This window comes from Sinosporangium siamense, from assembly GCF_016863435.1.
In the GTDB taxonomy this organism is placed as follows: domain Bacteria; phylum Actinomycetota; class Actinomycetes; order Streptosporangiales; family Streptosporangiaceae; genus Sinosporangium; species Sinosporangium siamense.
In genome coordinates, this window is the sequence record NZ_BOOW01000018.1 from 297422 (window position 1) to 314416 (window position 16995).

At 67.5% G+C, this 16995-nt stretch carries 14 protein-coding genes; 4 read left to right on the forward strand and 10 right to left on the reverse strand.

From position 1 onward, the window contains the following. Window positions 1–263: 263 nt before the first annotated feature. The gene (locus Ssi02_RS14600) at window positions 264–1466 is read left to right on the forward strand and encodes an ADP-ribosylglycohydrolase family protein (RefSeq protein ID WP_204025781.1); all 1203 of its coding nucleotides are present in this window, start codon (window positions 264–266) and stop codon (window positions 1464–1466) included. Then, the gene (locus tag Ssi02_RS14605) at window positions 1456–2478 is read left to right on the forward strand and encodes an ADP-ribosylglycohydrolase family protein (protein ID WP_204025782.1); all 1023 of its coding nucleotides are present in this window, start codon (window positions 1456–1458) and stop codon (window positions 2476–2478) included. The genes Ssi02_RS14600 and Ssi02_RS14605 overlap by 11 nt, the downstream gene beginning before the upstream one ends. A gap of 314 nt (window positions 2479–2792) precedes the next feature. On the opposite strand, the gene Ssi02_RS14610 is transcribed toward Ssi02_RS14605, so the two are convergent. The 8 genes from Ssi02_RS14610 to Ssi02_RS14645 all read right to left on the reverse strand — a co-directional run bounded on the left by Ssi02_RS14610 (window position 2793) and on the right by Ssi02_RS14645 (window position 14605). Beyond that, a complete protein-coding gene (locus Ssi02_RS14610; protein ID WP_204025783.1) occupies window positions 2793–3362 on the reverse strand; it encodes a hypothetical protein in 570 nt (189 codons plus the stop codon). Further along, window positions 3359–5308, reverse strand: coding sequence for a hypothetical protein (locus tag Ssi02_RS14615; protein ID WP_204025785.1), 1950 nt, complete (start codon window positions 5306–5308; stop codon window positions 3359–3361). The genes Ssi02_RS14610 and Ssi02_RS14615 overlap by 4 nt, the downstream gene beginning before the upstream one ends. A 538-nt stretch (window positions 5309–5846) precedes the next feature. Next, entirely contained in the window at window positions 5847–7607 is a 1761-nt protein-coding gene (locus Ssi02_RS14620) for an NACHT domain-containing protein (RefSeq protein ID WP_204025787.1), read from the reverse strand. Then, on the reverse strand, window positions 7589–8101 hold the full coding sequence (locus tag Ssi02_RS14625; RefSeq protein WP_204025789.1) for a hypothetical protein: 513 nt from the start codon (window positions 8099–8101) through the stop codon (window positions 7589–7591). The genes Ssi02_RS14620 and Ssi02_RS14625 overlap by 19 nt, the downstream gene beginning before the upstream one ends. 142 nt (window positions 8102–8243) lie before the next feature. Then, a complete protein-coding gene (locus Ssi02_RS14630) occupies window positions 8244–9218 on the reverse strand; it encodes a hypothetical protein (protein ID WP_204025791.1) in 975 nt (324 codons plus the stop codon). A 13-nt stretch (window positions 9219–9231) separates the two neighbouring features. Further along, window positions 9232–11673, reverse strand: a complete 2442-nt coding sequence (locus Ssi02_RS14635; protein ID WP_204025793.1) for an AAA family ATPase — start codon at window positions 11671–11673, stop codon at window positions 9232–9234. Continuing rightward, window positions 11673–12824, reverse strand: a complete 1152-nt coding sequence (locus tag Ssi02_RS14640) for an exonuclease SbcCD subunit D (RefSeq protein ID WP_204025794.1) — start codon at window positions 12822–12824, stop codon at window positions 11673–11675. The genes Ssi02_RS14635 and Ssi02_RS14640 overlap by 1 nt, the downstream gene beginning before the upstream one ends. Before the next feature lie 20 nt (window positions 12825–12844). Further along, complete coding sequence (locus Ssi02_RS14645) at window positions 12845–14605, reverse strand: ATP-binding protein (RefSeq protein ID WP_239128911.1); 1761 nt, start codon at window positions 14603–14605, stop codon at window positions 12845–12847. 113 nt (window positions 14606–14718) lie between these two features. On the opposite strand from Ssi02_RS14645, the gene Ssi02_RS14650 reads away from it, so the two are divergent. Continuing rightward, complete coding sequence (locus Ssi02_RS14650; protein WP_204025796.1) at window positions 14719–15099, forward strand: thiol-disulfide oxidoreductase DCC family protein; 381 nt, start codon at window positions 14719–14721, stop codon at window positions 15097–15099. Here the strand turns inward: Ssi02_RS14650 and Ssi02_RS14655 are convergent. Together Ssi02_RS14655 and Ssi02_RS14660 are read right to left on the reverse strand one after the other, a co-directional pair. Further along, on the reverse strand, window positions 15004–15921 hold the full coding sequence (locus tag Ssi02_RS14655; RefSeq protein WP_204025798.1) for an HTTM domain-containing protein: 918 nt from the start codon (window positions 15919–15921) through the stop codon (window positions 15004–15006). The two genes, Ssi02_RS14650 and Ssi02_RS14655, sit on opposite strands and share 96 nt — an antisense overlap. Continuing rightward, window positions 15906–16520 carry a hypothetical protein gene (locus tag Ssi02_RS14660; protein WP_204025800.1) on the reverse strand — a complete coding sequence of 205 codons (615 nt, stop codon included), beginning with the start codon at window positions 16518–16520 and terminating at the stop codon, window positions 15906–15908. Before Ssi02_RS14660 ends, Ssi02_RS14655 begins: the two co-directional genes overlap by 16 nt. Between Ssi02_RS14660 and Ssi02_RS39295 the strand changes: the two genes are divergently transcribed. Continuing rightward, complete coding sequence (locus Ssi02_RS39295) at window positions 16457–16975, forward strand: lipase family protein (protein ID WP_275410676.1); 519 nt, start codon at window positions 16457–16459, stop codon at window positions 16973–16975. The two genes, Ssi02_RS14660 and Ssi02_RS39295, sit on opposite strands and share 64 nt — an antisense overlap. Window positions 16976–16995: the final 20 nt, after the last annotated feature.

Below are 16995 nucleotides of genomic sequence, written 5' to 3' on the forward strand. Positions count from 1 at the left end.
TGGACTTCCAGCCCAGGTCAAGAAGGGGGGTGGTAACAATCACGTCTCCGAGGCCGGCGCCGCTCGCCGGGCCGCTCCGGCTTCGCCGTACGAGTGGAGGCTCGTCGCCTGAGATCTGACCAGAGGGAGTTTTACCAGCTCACAGTAGCAGAGCAGAAGAGAGGTACGGCGAAGCCCACCTCGCCGGGCACCGGGACCGGGTGGTGTGCCGGGTCGCGAGGCTGCCGTAGCATCGTGCAAAACGATGCAACTCTGGAGACCGAGTGACGACACGAGACCGGTGCCGGGGCGCACTCCTCGGGCTGGCGGCCGGAGACGCCCTCGGCGCGCCCACAGAAGGCATGACCCAGGCGGCGATCCGCGCGAGCTTCGGCCGAGTCACCGGCTTCCTCAGCGACGACGCCGCCGGCACCGACGACACCGAATACGCGGTGCTCTGCGCCCAGGGCCTGCTCCGCTACGGCACCGCCATCACCGCCGACGACGTCGCCGAACTCTGGCTTGAGACCGTCGCCGCCCAGCAGGGCGGCTTCTACGGCGCCGGATTCAGCGAAATGGTGGCCATCGCCAACCTCCGCGCCGGCCTCCGGCCTCCCGTGAGCGGCGCCGACAGCTACGAGATGTGGAGCGACGGCGCCGCCATGCGCGTCGCCCCCGCCGGCATGCTGTGCCCCGGCGACCCCGTCGAAGCCGCCCGCCTCGCCGCCGTCGACGCCTCCATCAGCCACGCCCGCGACGGCGTCCACTGCGCCCAGGCCGTGGCCGCCGCGGTCGCCGTGGCCATGACCGCTTCCGGCCCTTCCGCCTACAAGCAGGTCCTCGCGGCCGGCGTCGCCGCCCTCCCATCGGACGGGTGGTCCTACCGCCTGGTCAACCGCGCTCTCGACCTGGTCGCCGGCGCCCGCACTCCAGCGGAGGCGGAAGACGCGCTTTATGCGAAGATCCCGCTTTTCCATTACCCGTGGGCCGACGTCGCTCCCGAAGCCGTCGCGCTCGCCTTTGGGCTGTTCGCGGCGTACAAGGGGGAGTTTGAGGAGGTTGTGCTTGGCGGGGTCAACATCGGGCGGGACTCCGACACCATTGCCGCCATGACGGGCGCCATGGCGGGTGCCCTGCACGGTGCCGCGGCGATCCCGGAGAAGTGGCGGCACCAGGTCAGGCAGGTCACGGGGCGCTGCATCGCGAGCACGGCGGGCACGGACCTTGTCGAGCTGGCGGACGCGTTGTACGCGGCGTCGAGGGGAAGAGCGGTGTCTTCGGAGAGGGGCGCGATGCCGGACGGAGGGCCTGCCTCCTCGGACAGAGGTGTGACCTCGGACGGAGAGGCTGCCCCCATGGACGGAGGTGCCTCCGGAACCAGAGCCGCATCCCAGGCCAGAGCCGCATCCGGAACCAGAACCGCATCCCAGGCCAGAGCCGCATCCAGCACAAGCAGCGAAAGAGGGGTGCAAACCGATGCGCACTGACCGACAGCCCTACGCGGCCGGGGCGCTGCTCGGCCTCGCCCTCGGCGACGCCGTCGGACTGCCGGCGCAGTTCCACCGCCGAGCCCGCTCCGGCTGGGCCCGCGCCACCGGCTGGCGCCTCACCGCCGACCTCGACGAACAGCGCGTCTCCCGCCCCCTGCTCCCCTTCACCCTGGGCGCCGGAGACGACATCCCCCTCAGCCCCACCGACGACGCAGAAACCGCCGCCGTCGCCGCCCTGATCCTCCTCCGATCACCCGACCACAGCCCGGGCGCCCTGTTCGCCCGCTGGCGTGAGCACATGATCGACGCCCCCGACGTGTGGACCGGCATCGCCGAACGCTCCGCCACCCTCAACGCCGCCCACGGCCTGGAACCCCCCGCGACCGGCACCGACAACCCCGCCCACTACACCGACAGCGCCGTCCCCGCCGCCGTCAGCATCGGCATCCACTACGCCGGCGCCCCCGCCCGAGCCGCCGAGGTAGCCGGCCACTACGCCCAGATCACCCATGCCGAGGACGGCATCTGGGCCGCCCAAGCCATGGCCGACGCCATCGCCCGCCTGGTCGCCGGCACCCCCCTCCCCGAAGCCCTGGCCGCCGCCACCGCGACCGTCCCCTCAGGCAGCTGGCTGGCCCGCAACCTGGCCCGCGCCGCCCACATCCGCACCACCGCCACCTCCCCCTTCGAAGCCGTCCCCGCCCTCATCACCACCCTCAGCCCCGCCACCTACAGCCACGGCGGCATCGCCCCAGAAACCCTCCCCGTCGCCTTCGCCCTCACCCACCTGGCCCAAGGCGACCTCCCCACCGCCGTCATGGCCGCGGCCCTGATCTCCCGCCAGTCCGACAGCATGCCCGCCATGGTCGGCGCCCTCTGCGGGGCCACCCACGGCCTGGAAACCATCCCCGAAACCTGGCGCTCCCACCTAAACCCCCTGGCCGGCGTCCTGACCCCCCACCTCAAAGGCATCCACCTCACCGACCTGGCCCACCGCCTCACCGCATGACCCCATCGATCAACGCAACCCGTATCGCGTGGCGATCGCCCTGGCCTCCTCTTCGCTCACCCGCGCAGGAGTCCTCGCCAGCACCCGCCTGAGCTCAGCCACAACCCTGTCACTAGACGCCCGCACCCTCGCCCGATGAGCGACAAACTCCACCTCAAACCGCTTAGCCGCCGGCCCAGTCCACACCTTGCCGGACTGGAAGGTACGGCACGGCCTGTCAAAGTCATTCCACAACTCCTCCGCCAACGGCTCAACCGCCCTCAGCGCGTCCCCCAGGGCTTGATAGAGGGGATTAGGCACCAGCCCGGCCATAATCAACTCCCCTCGGACACGGGAGACGACGAGGCAGACAACATCCTTGGTGCGATCAGTTTCATTAGCGCCAGCACGTCGGCAACGCCGTCACGACCCTGGACAGGTGCCAGCTGTGCGATGGCCAGCATTTTCTCGCCACGCACTAGCATTGCATAACCCAGTGACTCTTCGGTTTTACGGTAAAAACCCGTGGAATTGGGAAGCATCTCCGGTAGTGGTGTGCCTCCGGAGGCGAGGCCGTCTTTAACTCGGTCGGGGGACGCGTTGGCCGTGAGGACAACCTGTAGAACCTTTTGCCTATCCCCTTCCCGTCTATAGGCCGAGCAGGATCCTACTCCCACGCTCTCAGCTGTCTTTGGCCCGAAGCCACCGCTGGTCAATGGATCGGATTGCCCGATCAAGAGTTCCACTGCTCTCTGTGGAATATGCTCGCAAATGTAAGGCGGTGCGGCTTCTGTGGGGAGAGGAGATCGATCGACGGCTGTGAAGGTGCTGCCATCGTCGCCTTGGCAGGCGACCAGCATTAGGAGTGCACAGGTCAAGAATGTGGTTTGGATCGTCTTCTTCATGATGGGCCAAGCTTGGGAAATGATTCGGAGAATCCTAGCTGCATTTCGCGGTCCACGCTTCGCCATAGAGGGCCCGACAGTCCTCTGAGCAGCCACCTGCGGTATGCCCACTCTCGTCGTGAGGAATCTGTGCTGTTGGAGGCTGCCTTGTCGTGCATCTCCTCCCTGGTCATGAGCGTCTTGCCGTCATCCTTGATGAAGTTGTTGGGGTTCTGGCGAGGCTCGTCTTCCTTCTTCAGGCCCTCTAGGGAAGCCCACGGATGAGGAGCGGTAGGAGGATCCGCGGAGCCCAGCATGCCGTGGCGAAGCAGCGCGGATGCTGTGAGGTCGCGGAACATGACCCTATTGTGATCGACCTTCGCGTTCTCCTCTATGCGCGCTTTATTCTCTTCCTCCTGGCCGACGAGTTCCTCGGCCATACCCGACCAGGCTGAGATGACCTGCCCTGTGACCATCCAGGCCGGCGCCGTCGCGGTCACGGCAAAACCTGTATTGATTGCCGCCATAATAAGCTTGATGTTCCGCTTTCGCGTCTCGTCGAGGTTTTTGGCGTCCTCGATGCGTGCGACGCCGGCCGCGTTCGTAATCAATCCGAAGCCCGCTCCGGCCATGTTGGCATTGGTAAGAAGCGATTCGAGATTTTTGTCCTTGGTGTATTTCATAGCCCCATTATTCAGAAGCCAATTGGAATACTCCCGTTGTGCGAGTATGACAGTGCCGAAAGCTTTAGGTTCGACGGCGACTTCCTTGAGGATCAGTTCGAGGTTGAACTTGGCGAACTGTGCTCCCCATGGATCCACTTGAGGGCCGGTCGGATCGTCCGCGCTGATGACCTGCGGTTTATCGGGCACATCAAGTGCCGACGCCGACCAGTTCAGATCGCTGATATAGCCGGCGAGAATCTTGCCGAGGGTGTCCGTTTGCAGATGTGAGGATGGCGGCTCGCCCGTTCTTATTCTGGCGCCTTCAAGATGCACAAGCTCCGAGGCGAGCTTGGCCGAGATGAAGCCTCTGGAAGGGGCCTGCGGCGTGCCGTCGTGGTCACGGAACTTAAGTGTGGCGAGCTCCAACACCACGCCAAGAGCCTTGCCCTGGTCGCCCATAGGCCGCTCGATCAGGAAGTGTTTGAGAGCTGTCTGATCCTTGGCGAAAAAGTCTTGAGCGGCCTCCGGATCGCGGCTGAGTGCCTTCATGACGGTCACCATTGGGTCGATGTGGGGCACGTCCATCTGGGGGATGAGGCCTATGGTCGAGCCGCGGGGTTGTTTGCGGTCCCAGTCGTTGAGTTTTGTGGCGACCGATGTGAGGAAGGCGGTGTCGAAGGGGCCGCCGGTGAGGAGTGCCTGGGCGATGCTCTGGGCGTTTGCGCGTTGTTTGGGGGTGAAGCCGTTGAAGGTGGTGAGGTCCTTGCGCCAGGGTTCGCCGAGGTGGGGGCTGGCGGTGGCGAGGGTTTTGGCGAGGGCGTCGCGCAGGCGGGTCTTGTCCGCGTTTCGCGGGCCCTGCATGGCGAACACCATGAGGGTGCGGAACTGGGCTCCGCCCATGGCGTTGAGCAGGGCGGCGGTGAAGGTCTTGTCTCCGGTGCGTTTTTCCAGCTCGGCTGCGGTTTTCGGGTCGAGCTTGTGGGTTTTCTGGGCGTCGGCAAGTTTGACCAGCGCCGAGTAGACGTCGGGGTTTTGGGAGGCTTTGCCGTACACCGCCTCGTCGAAGTCGCTCAGGCCGGTTGGGCCGGTGGGGGTGGTGCTCCATTCTGTGTGCTGGCTTCGGATGGTTTCGCTGCGGCGGCGGAGGTTGGGGCGGGTGGTGGTGATCCAGCCTTGGGTTTCGCGCAGGGTGTTCAAGGCGGAGGTGTCGAGGTCGAGTTGCTGGAGGAGGCGGCGTATTCGGGGCTCGTTACGGCCTATGGTGTCGCCGGCGCGGGTGAGTTCGCGTTCGAGGGCGTCCATTTGTTCGGGGTCGATGCCTGAGTACTCGAAGTTGACTCCTTGGTACCCAGGGGCGACGGGAGGTAGGGGTGGGGACTGTGGATTTGTAGGCTTTTTTGGTGGCTTGGGGCTTTCGTGTGGTTTTGCAGGGGATGGTTGCGGGGCGGGGGAGGGTTGAGGATGCGGGTGTGTCATGAGGAGGGCGAGTCCCGATGATTGGCGAGTTGCGACAATTTCGGTATTTTTGGCTTGCTGCGTGTGTCGCAGGCCTTTCTTTGGCAGGTTGCCTTGGTGGCGTTTCGCAGTGCCCGCCTGTTGTGGTCGGGCGCGCTACGTTTTAATGTAACCCCCGGCTCAGGTCGAATGCGACTGTCGTTAACGCATGTCTTGAGACCGCAGTCTGTGGAATCGACTGTCGTCGACGCCACGACGTCGCTTCACTTATCTGCACTAGGTCAGAATAGTGATAGTGGAGAATATCCTCGGATATGAATGCTGTTGAGCTCCGAGGGCTGAGTTGAGTCGACCGGGCATTGCGCGTGCGCATGTCCGTCGCGGCCTAGAGGTCCTTCGGGGGGCGTCCGGCGCGGTGGTGGCCTACGAGGTGGTCGCGGAAGCTGGCGTGGCGGAACTGGTAGACCGCGCCTGTCTGGCGGAGTACGCCGCGTTCGTAGGCGTCGTCGAGGAATCGCCTCGGTCGCCAAGGCAGACGGCCGGTGAGCGGGAGCCACAGACGGGCGAAGATGAGCCAGCCGCCCCATGCCGAGAGGAACAACCGTGTCAACGCCGCGAACGATCCATACAAGGTGCCGTACAGGACACCTTGCCGGATGAACGCGCCGCCCAGGAGTTCTCCGTATTGGCTTCCCACCAGGATCAAGTTCACCAGCCACACCACGAACCCGACCATGCCGGCCCGGAAGAGTGTGACCGCGCGGTCCGTGTGCAGGAGTTCCCAGGTGCTGACGGCGGAGCTCTGGTCGGTGGGCCCGCTGAAGAGACAGACTATGAGGTTCACGAGCGCATACGAGATTCCCACCAGAAGGCCTAGGAGCAGGCCGGCCGCGAGGTAGACGGGCACACCGGTGCCGCCGAGCAGTGTGGTCAGTGACGGCACGAACGCCTGCACGAAGAGTGCGGCCGAGGGATGTGAGAAGTCGAAGGCGAAGCCGTACACGAGCCACGAGGCGACCGAGAACAGGATTCCCACGGATAGGCCGACGGCGAGTTCGGTGCCGAGTCCGTGCAGGGCTCGCGCCGGTATGGAGCCGGGCCATCGGGTTGTGCGCAGGCGAAGTCGTTCCGGGGCGCGTCCGCGTGCGGTCCGCATTTCGTTGACGAGTCCGGACACCAGGCCCGCGACAAGGCCGGTGCCCATTTCCAGCAATCCCTGGCCGAGTTGCCCGCGGTCAATGGTCGTCCCGGACAGGTAATCGGCGATGACATAGCCCAGCACCCCTGCGATGGCCCCCAGAGGCAGTCCCACGAGGCCCGTGACGAGGATGCGGGTGAGCCGGGGGAGGGTGGCGCCGAGATGCCACCATGTGAGGTCTTGTGTGTTGAGGCGGGTGAGGTGGTCGGCGAGATGGCCGAGCCAGCGCCGCGCTTGCTGCTCCGTCCAGGGGCCGGTTCCGGTTTTGCGGCGTGGATCGTAGAGGGTGGCGAGGTAGGCGCCGAAAAGGTGTTCTTCGAGGGCGGCCTGGGTGGGGAATCGGTCGCCGTCGATCAGGTCCGTGGGATTGTTGTGCGGAGTGTCGTGGTAAACGGTGCGGGCGAGCATGACGAGCAGCGGTGTGGCCAGAACCGCCGCGAGGTTCCGGCAGGCGGGGTCGCCGGGATTGGCCCGCATATATGCGAAGGTCGATTCCCATTGGGCGGCGCGGGCCTTGCTCGTAACGGCCTGTAAGTAGCTTTGGACCCGGTCGAAAGTGAGGTCTTCGAGTTCGATGACAGCGGCTTTGCTGAGCGTTCTCCCGGCGTGGACCGCGGTGATGAATTCCGCGGGCCGGGTGGTGAGGATCAGCGGGCCGTCAAAACGGCTGATCTCACTGATCGCCGCCTCACGGTGTTGTTGCCGGATTCCCTCGAAGCCATCCAGAACCGGAAGGATCCGGCCGGCCTCCAGCAGGAGTCTGGCGAGCGTGGTCCCCTCGGCGGTCTCCTCGTCGAGGAAGGCATAGTCGCCGATGAGCCGGTCCGCCAGCCAGCTGTGGAGATCGGTGCGATGGGGATCCCACGTGCCGAGGCTGAACGGCACGGGCACCCGAGGCGGATCGGCCTGGGCGTTGAGGGACTCCAGGATCAGCCGGTGGGCGAGCACGCTCTTCCCCGCCCCGGCCCGGCCCATGATGACCAGGCGGCCCGTCGGAACGCTCCGGTAGACGCGGCTGATGTCGGGAAAGTCCGCGGCCAGGGCAGAGGACTGCCGTCGCCGGCGCGGATGTTCTCCCAGCGATCGATCACGTCCCCGGCCGCGGCGTGCCAGCTGACGCGCAGAGGGTAAGGATCACCGATGCGCCAGTGCCTTTCTTCCTGCCGGCTGACCCCCTGCACCCGTAAAGCCAGAACACGCGCCGCGGAATCCAGCTGGGACTGTGTTTCGGTCACATTCGGACGCGGCGGCGAAAGTGAGTTTTGCACCTGCAGGAACAATGCCACCGAGGCGAAGACCGCCGAGGCGATTCCGGCGACCTCGTTGCCGGCGTCGGTTCCGCCGCCGAGGACGGCCGTGGCCACCCACACGAGAAGCGCCGCGCCCGCGACGGCGAAAAACAGCAACACCCAACGGCTTGCCCTGCTGCGCCGGCGGACCACGCCGCGCCACCCCCGCCCATGGTCGCACGGTCGCGATTCACCCGTATATTAGCCAAAAGAAGCTTCCCGCGCGGCGGTGCATTAGCGGGTCACGTGTTTATCACTCGCCGCGGGAAATTATCCCCATTTGATAGAGACGACCTCAGGTGGCCGCGCTGCGGAGGGCGCGGTAGAGGAGGCGGGGGTCGCCGAGGCGGTGGCGGAGGTGTTTTTCGAGGCCGCCGATCGGAACGAGGTTCTGGGGTGCGCGCGGGTCTTTGTAGTCGACGCCCGCGAGGGTGGGGAGCACAAGGGCGGTGGCGTCGGCCAGGGCGGTGACCTCGGTGATGGTGAGATCGGCGCCGGCTTCGCAGCGGGCGATGCCGGACCAGTGGGTGGTGTGGGTGCCGGGCAGGCGGAGATACCACGCGTGGCGGCGCCAGCTCGTGCCCATGAGGAAGACGGGGGTGCGCTGACCGGGACGCAGGGCGGTGACGACGGCGGCCTGGGGCGGGGGGAGATAGGCGGTGTGGTGGGTCTTGATGTAGCCGATCGTGCGCGGGAGGTGGCTGCGGCCGCGCAGGGGGCCGTCGACGAGGAGGAGGTCCTGACCGTCGTGGTCGGCGCGGCAGGCGGTGGCGAGGGCGATTTCGAGCTCGGTGAGCTGCTGCTGGAGCGCGAGGGAGAGCTGCTCCATGGTGGCGTCGGCGGTGACGCGGGCGGGGTAGGAGCCGTGGGGGGTGTGCACGGTGGGCGTGGCGGGAGAGGGGCTGAAGACGGCGCGGCGGACGTCGGCGGCGGCCAGGGTGGCCGGGCCGCCAGGGGTGCAGCGCACGACCCCGGCGGCGTAGGACGCGGCGATGCCGGGCGCCGACATGGCGGCTTCGTGGTCGTGCACCCAGACGCGGGCGTCGATGCGGCGCACGCCGTCGGCGACAAGCAGCACTTCGGGGGCGGCGGCCCCGTCCGCGGGGGACAGGGGCCGCCACTGCTCGGCGGGCGACTCGCGGTCGAGGTCGAGCTCGGCGGAGGATCTGGCGTCGATCTCGCTGAGGGCTTCGGCCGAGACGGCTGCGCCGTAGCCGGGGTCCCAGGGGTCGATGGAAAGCCCGGTGGTGGGGAGGCTGGTGACAGTCATCGGTTTTCCATCCTTATGCGGTCAGCACACGCAGTTTCGAGCCGCTCTCGTCCTTGCTGATCTCGAACCGCACCGGCACCCGCTCGGCGAGGGCGGGCACGTGGGTGACGAGCCCGACCATGCGGTCGCGGCCGGCGGCGAGGCGCTCGAGGGTGATGGCGACGGTGTCGAGGGTGGCGGGGTCGAGCGTGCCGAACCCCTCGTCGAGGAAGATCGAGTCGAGGCTGCGCGCGGACGCCGCAGCCATGCCGGCGACCTGGTCGGACAGGGCGAGGGCCAGAGCCAGGGCGGCCTGGAAGGTCTCGCCGCCGGACAGGGTGCGCACGCTGCGCGCCAGCCCCGCCTCACGGTGGTCGATCACCTCGATGTCGTGTTTGTCGTTGAGCGCGAGCTCGAACTGGCCGTCGGACAGGTCGCGCAGAGTGGCCGAGGCCGAGGTCAGCAGCACATCGAGCGCCTCGGAGCAGAGCCACGTCTCGAAGTTGTTGGCACGCAGCATCTGCGCCAGCTCGTGGGCGACCTGGGCCTGCTCGTCGAGCGCGGCGGCCTCGGCGGCAAGACCGGCGGCCCGATCGCGGTCGCGCCGGATCCGCTCAAGCTCACCGGCGGCGACGGCGGTCGCCATGACGGCGGCCTCATGGAGCGTGGTGGCGTCGGCGCCGTCGGGGACGGCGACGTCGTGGCCGCGGATCGTCTCGACGAGCGCGGAACGCTCCGAGGAAAGGGCACGCGTAGCCTCGGTGAGCCGGCCGGTGAGCGCGGCCAGGACCTCGCGTTGTGCGGCTGCCGCGCCGTCTCGCCAGGTCAGCAGGGTGGTCCAGGCGTCGGCGAGGTCACCTGCGGGAAGGGTGGGCACCCCGGCGGCGACCACGGAGTCGCGGGCGGCCGACAAAGTGTGCCAGGCCCGCTCGGCGAGGGCGGTGAGCTCGTCGACCCGTTTGAGGGCGGCGGCGTGGGCGGCGCGGGAGGTGCGGGTGGCGCCGCGGGCCCGCTTGGCGTGCTCCTCGGCGGCGGTGGCCTCCTCGATCATCCGGTGGAGCCGTGTCTTGTCGGTGATGGCGGGCGCCGGGAGGGTCGTGAGGTTTTCTGTGAGGGTGGTGACCTGCTGCTGGAGCTTGAGCGACTCGAACTGCACCGCGCGGTGGGCCTTGTCGGCCTGGGCACGTCTGTCGCGGGCGCCGGCGAGGGCCCGGTCGGCGGTGTGGAGCCCGGTGGGCGGCGGGTGGTGGGGCAACTCGCCGACGGTGTGCAGGCAGGTCGGGCACGGCTCACCGACGCGAAGCCGCCGCGCGATCTCGACCGCGGCGTGGGTGTCGCGCACCCGCTCGCGCTCGGCGTCGGCGGCTGCGACCTCGGCCTCGGCTTCGTTGAGGCGGGAGGCGAGCACGGCGACCTCGTCGGCCGTCGCGGCGGCCTTGGCCTGCGCGGACGCGAGATCGGCGGCGGCGTGCTCCTGCTTGTGGAGCAGCTCCAGGTTCTGCACCAGGCTGATTCTGTCGGGCAGCTCCGACAGTTTTTCCTCGGCGGCCCGCTCGGCGAGCTCGAGGTCCGAGATCTCCTGTTCCTTCTCGGCCGCAGCCTGACGTGCAGACCTCATGGAGTCAGCCAATGTCGGCACATCGGCGGGCATGGCGAGGGCGGTGAGGGTCGCAAGGCGTTCGTCCGCCGCGTTCCGTTCGTCGCGCAGCCGCCGCAGCTCCTCGTCGCGCGAGCGCAGCGCCGCCACGTCGCGTCCCACCCGCACGCCGAGCTCCTGCAGTGCCGACAGGCGTGCCACCGCCGCACGCTCGGTATCCTCGTCGGCTCCTCGGATCTTGCCAAGCTCCTCGCGTACGAAACCCGCGCGCTGCCGCGCGGCACGCTCCTCCTGCCCGGCCCGCGTGCCGATGCGGCCGTAGATCTCCGCGCCGAGGAGCTGCACCAGCAGGTCCTGCCGTGCACTCTTGGAGGCGTGCAGGAAGTCGGCGAACCTTCCTTGCGGCAGCACGACGCACTGTTTGAAGAACTTGTACGGCAGGCCCGTGATGCGCTCGACCGCCCCGGTGACCTCGTCCCCCTGCCCCAGGGGCCGCACCGACGCGCTCAGCAGGTCGCCGAGCTCGGCGCTCTCCGGCACCTTGGCGCTGAGCTCCTCGATGCGCGCCTCGCGCGTGCCCACCGTGCCGCGTTTGTTCCGTTGCAGCACCCGAACCACGCCGTAGCGCCGCCCGCCCGCCTCGAAGACCAGCGCCACCTCTCCGCCGGAGGCCGACGGGGGGAGTGCGGGGGCCACGTAGTTCTCACGTTCCCATCGCGGCACACTGCCGTACAACGCAAAGCAGATCGCATCGATGACGGTGCTCTTGCCGGCGCCGGTCGGCCCGACAAGGGCGAAGTAATCGACACCGGCGAAGTCGACGGTGGTGGGTTCGCGGAAGCTGCAAAAATTCGACAGGTGGAGCCGTAGCGGGCGCATCAGTTCGTCTCCTCGTCGTAGAGGCGGTCGAACAGCGACGTCACCCTGTCGTCGTCCTTGCCGGTCGCCGACAGGTAGTCGCGGAACAGCTCACGGGGACTGCGGGCGGCCCCAGGGGTGGTGCCTTTGGCACGGGTGGCCGAAACCGGGCGGAACCGCTCGTCCACCCGCACGTCCAGCGCGTTCGGCAGGATCTCCCGGACAAGCTCCGCGAGTCCGGCGCGTGGCTTCTCCTCGACGATCACACGCAGCCATGCCCCGTCGTCGGGCAGCGCGGACAACTCCTCAAGCGTGCCGTGCACGGTCTTGAGCTGTACGGCACGAGCCAGCATGACCTCGGTCACCCGCGCCGGCCGGTCCGGCTCGACGTCGATCAGCAGCGCGCCCGGCGTGTTGTTCTCCTCGCCGAAGTCCACGGCGATCGGCGACCCGCTGTACCAGATCGGGCATGGGCCGGGAATCTGCTGCCTGCGGTGCAGATGCCCGAGCGCGGCGTATTGCGTGGAGACGGGAAAGGCGGTCGGCTCGAAGTAGTACGAGAAAATGGACTGTGCCTCCCGCTCACCTCCGCCGAAGGCGCCCCCCGGCATCGTGCCGTGCGAGGTCACCAGGTTGACCGTGCCCCCCGCGAACCCCTTCGTCAAAGCGGCTGTGAGCTGCGCGAACCTGTCGGCGTAGAGCCGGTTGTGCTCGGCCGCGGTGCCGCCGAGGGCCTCGGCGGCCCGCACGACATAACGCTGGGAAAGAAAGGGAAGCACCGCGAGGCGCACATCCTCCCCCGACCTCGCCTGAATCTCCAGCGCTCCCCCCTGATCGGGGCGGCGAAACGTCCCGACCACGTGAATGCCCAACGCCCCCAGCACCGGCCGATAAGCATCGAACAGGTGGGCGTTGTCATGGTTGCCCGCCAGTACCACCACGTCCCGCTCGCCCTGTTCGTGCAGGTCGAGCAGCGTCCTCATGACCAGCGACTGCGCCTCGGGAGTGGGGGAGGAGGTGTCGAACAGGTCACCGGCGACGATGACCATGTCGACGTCCTCGTGCCACACCCTCTCCACAAGTTCCCCGAGCACCGCACGGTGCTCGTCCATGCGAGGGCGGCCTTTCAACACCTTGCCGACATGCCAGTCAGCCGTGTGCAGGATCTTCATCGCATCTCCGCATGAGGGGTTTAGAACGGAGGCACGTCGTCATCGGCGGGAAGCCCCGCGAACGGGTCGTCGGACGTGCCGGTGATCGGGTTGCTGTGGGGGCGTTCGGCCTCGGAGGGCCGTGTCGCCCAGGCCGGGAAGGGGAAGGCGACGGCCAAGGGCACCGGGATCTCCGGCTGCGCGACGAACATCGTGCCAGGCTTGGCGATCGTGGCCCGCTCCCGCGCCGTCGACGTCAACCAGCCGTATTCCGACCGCGTCGCCTCGGCCGGGTCGAGCCTGCCCGCGACCCGCACCGCGCAGTTGGCGACGATGCGCCGCTCGACCTCCGAGGCCGTCTGCTGGGCCCCGATCAGGATCACCCCGAGCGACCGGCCGCGTTCGGCCACGTCGAGCAGGATCTCCTTGATCGGGGAGTCGCCGTCGCGCGGGGCGTACTTGTTCAACTCATCGAGGACCACGAAAAGCAGCGGCCGTGCCGTACCCGTGCTCTCCTTGCGGGCGAACTCACCACGCAACGTGACACCGACCACGAAACGCTGGGCGCGCTCCGGCAGGTTGTGCAGGTCTACGATCGTCACCTGAGCGTCCGCGGTGGTGATGGAGTGGGGGCGCCGCGGCGGCAGGTCGCCGCGGATCAACGGGGACAGACCACGCACCGAGGAGCGCAACCTGCGGAGAAAGGCGTTGATGGTGCCCATCGTCACCTGCCGGCCCGCCCACCGATCCCGGGTGTCCTCGTCGGTCACCAGGTCCTCGATAAGATCGACGAGCTGCTCATATGTACGGCACGGCGGGCCGTTGTCCACACGCACCGCGCCCGCGTCGTCCGTCCGGATCGCGTCGGTGCGCAGCCGGGCGGAGACCTGAGCCACGAGCATGGTGTATTGCGAGCGTTCGTCCTCCGCGTCTGCGAACACATATCTGAGCAGTTCGTCCCGGCAGAAGTCGGCCAGCGTCCAATAGAACGCGCTCACATCCCGGGTGCGGGCGCTGACGTGCGGCACGGCGTTCCGGTCGCCGGGGCGGGGCGGGGCGAACACGTGCACACTGCCGAAGGGCTGCGAAGGGAGGCCAAGTTTGGCGTAGTCGCTGCGCGCCTTGTCGTCGATGCGGATGTTCGCGTGGTCCAGGAACAGCAGGTCCTCGCCTTTGACGGAGAAGATCAGCGCCTTGGTGTTCGCCGCCTCCACCTTGAGCACGCCCGAGGTGAAGATGGAATACAGCAGGAAGGTGGCGAACGACGTCTTCGTCGCCACACCCGACACGCCGGAGATCGAGACGTGTGCCCCTCTGGTGCCGTCCAGGAAGTCGAAGTTGAGATAGAGCGGTTTGCCGTCCCGCCCGAGCCCCATCGGCACCCGGTTTTCCATCACGTCGAAGTAGAGCGCCTGATCCCGATCCGCACTCTCAGCCCGATAAGCGGGCGAACCCGGCAGCGGTGGGACGAAGACCTCCGGCTCCACCCGCGTCACCCGCACCTCCGCGCTCTCCACCACCGCCGCGGGCAGTTTCCCGTCGGCGATCAGAAACACGTCGGAGTCGAACGACGCCCCCTCGTGCCGGGCCTCCACGTTGGTCACGACACCGGCGACGAGCACCTCGCCCTGCCCAGGCACCTCACGCCGCGTGACCACCACGTCGTCGAGTTGCACGACCTTGCCGGGTTCGAGCCCCACCCAGAACGACAGTGGCGACGCGGCCTGCGTGCCGAGCACGCGCCCCACCATCTCGGCGGAGGACGCCGAAGAGCCGGAGGGCAGGCCGTTGGGCAAGGTCACCGAGATCTCCCTAGCAACGTGCGGTGTCGGTAAAGGCAGGGTAACCGGCGCCACCGACTACCCGGTTTGAATGCACGATTTGCCCCCCGCCCGGATAGGGCAGGATGGGAGGTATGAACAGGCCCGTGCTCGTCTACGACGGCGACTGCAGCTTCTGCACCACATCGGTCGCGTTCATCAAGCGCCGCATGCGGGTCGACGCAGAGATCACGGCGTGGCAGTTCGCCGATCTCGCCGCGCTCGGCACCACGCAGAAGCGCGCGGAATACGAGCTGCTGTGGGTGCGGCCGGACGGACGCACGTACGGCGGAGCCCAAGCCGTGGCCAAACTCCTCCTGGCGGCCGGGCTCCCCTGGTCACCGCTGGGCGCGATCACGCGCGTCCCGCCGTTCCGCTGGCTAGCTCACGGGATCTACCGCCTGATCGCCAACAACCGCCACCTTCTGCCCGGCGGCACCCCCGCCTGCTCCCTTCCTGCCGATCGCCGCCCGTAGCCGCACCCGCTCCAACGGCAGGAACACCAGCAGACACACCACAAGCGGCAGGAAGTGGATCGCGATCGTCACCCACGTCATGAGGTGGAAACCGAGGAAGAAGACGACCCCGGCATGCAGCGCACGCCCCCGCAGGAACAGCAGGACGGGCGATAGCAGCTCGGCGATCAGCACCCCCCACTGCGACAGGTGGAGCAGTGTGGGGAAATCCGCCAGGAACTGTCCCACGGGTGTGCCGCGCCGGCTCATCGCCCAATGGAAGGTGGCACCGTTCGGCCACTCCCAGCCGCCAAAGCGGATCTTCGCGTAGGTCGACAGGAAATAGGTCGCTACCACTGCGATCTGCACACACCGGACCGCCCACCCCGCCGCCTCGGCTTTCGCCGTATCCGGCGTCCCGGGCTGTGCCGTACGGCTGCCGCCGACGTGGCCGATCGTGGGCAGAACGAAGAGCGCCACCATCAGCGCGAGGTGGTCGTGGTCGACCTTGCCATACGACATGGCGAGGATCGCCCAATAGCCGAACCCCAGCGCGGCCGTATATCCCGCGACGCGTGGGAGCCGGCCGGCCGCCGCCACCAGGCAGGCCACCAGCACGACGCCGAAGAGCACCGGCACCGACACCTCGTTGGCGGCGGGCAGATGCAGGAGCCGCGCGATCAGGACCGGGCGATAGTTCGCGGCCGAGTGCACATGGCCCCAGGTGCTGCCCGTGAAAAGGAACATGTCGATCGGTACGAACAGATACACGAGCGCGCGGAACACCGCGATGCGGCGGAGGGGGACGGGGGCGAAGAACCAGCGTGTCACCGGACCTGCCATGAGACCTCCTCGATGAACCGGGTCGCGGAGGGAACCCTGTCCTTGAGCTTGATCACTTTGGTCCTCAAGGTGAGCGTGGCCGGCGCGGCGTCTCCGGGACGGAGTCTGCGGTGGGCATCGGCTAAATGTTGTAAGAGGGAGGGGTCTTGGCGGTGCCGTCCGAGATGGCTCTCGATTTCGGCACGGCGTACACCTACGTAGTAGGGCTCAAGTGGGATTTCCACCTCTTGGCCCGCTGTTGTTCGGGCGAACAGGTGGAGGGAACGGATTTCACCGTCCGGCGGAATGCTGAAGGCGTACTGCACCATCGGGCCAAGCGGGAAGAAGTCATCTGTTCCCCATACGGTGCCGTAGAAAAGACCTGCGGCTACCGCCCCCGTGATGGTCACACGCCACGCCTTCGCGTATGGCGAGAGAGACATCGCGCTCACCATAGCCCTTTTTCCGGGCATCCTGGGAGTTCTTACTGGATGCTCATCGGAATAGTCGCTCTCCGTGGCGGAAGCCCTGTTGTCCTGCAAAAACGTAATTATGCGTGTTTTGTCCTTTGTTTCGCCGTATTTACGGTAGGCGGTGCTCTTCCCCTGATCGGGGGGCACGGAAGAGACGATCGGCGGACGCGCCGGATGTTGTCCGGCCCGGTCACCGTCTCCGGCACCCTCGTCGTCCCGTCCGGCGAACCGCCTGCGGGTCGCAGGGGGGCCACGCTGCGCTTTACACCGCTTCGATGGCCACCGGATATGCCCCCGAGCTGGATTTCCGCGGCGCGGTCGCCACCGCGCCTCCCACTAGCCTCACCAAGCTGACCCTCGACAAGACCGAGGCGGAATCGGAGGAGCGCCGCCTGCGCACCGCGCTCTATCCGCTGTTCCTGCTCGGCGTGAGTGTGAAGCACACGACGGTCGATCCCGAGGCCGTGGTCTCAGGCAAGGCGCTTGCGCTGATGGAGGTCGCCGAGAACAAATGCCTGATGGACGTCTACGACGAGATGGTCAAGCGGAAATCGACGACAGGAACTGCTGGAAGGTGCCACCGCACGAGGTGCCGGAGTTGACGGCGGCCATGCCGGACATG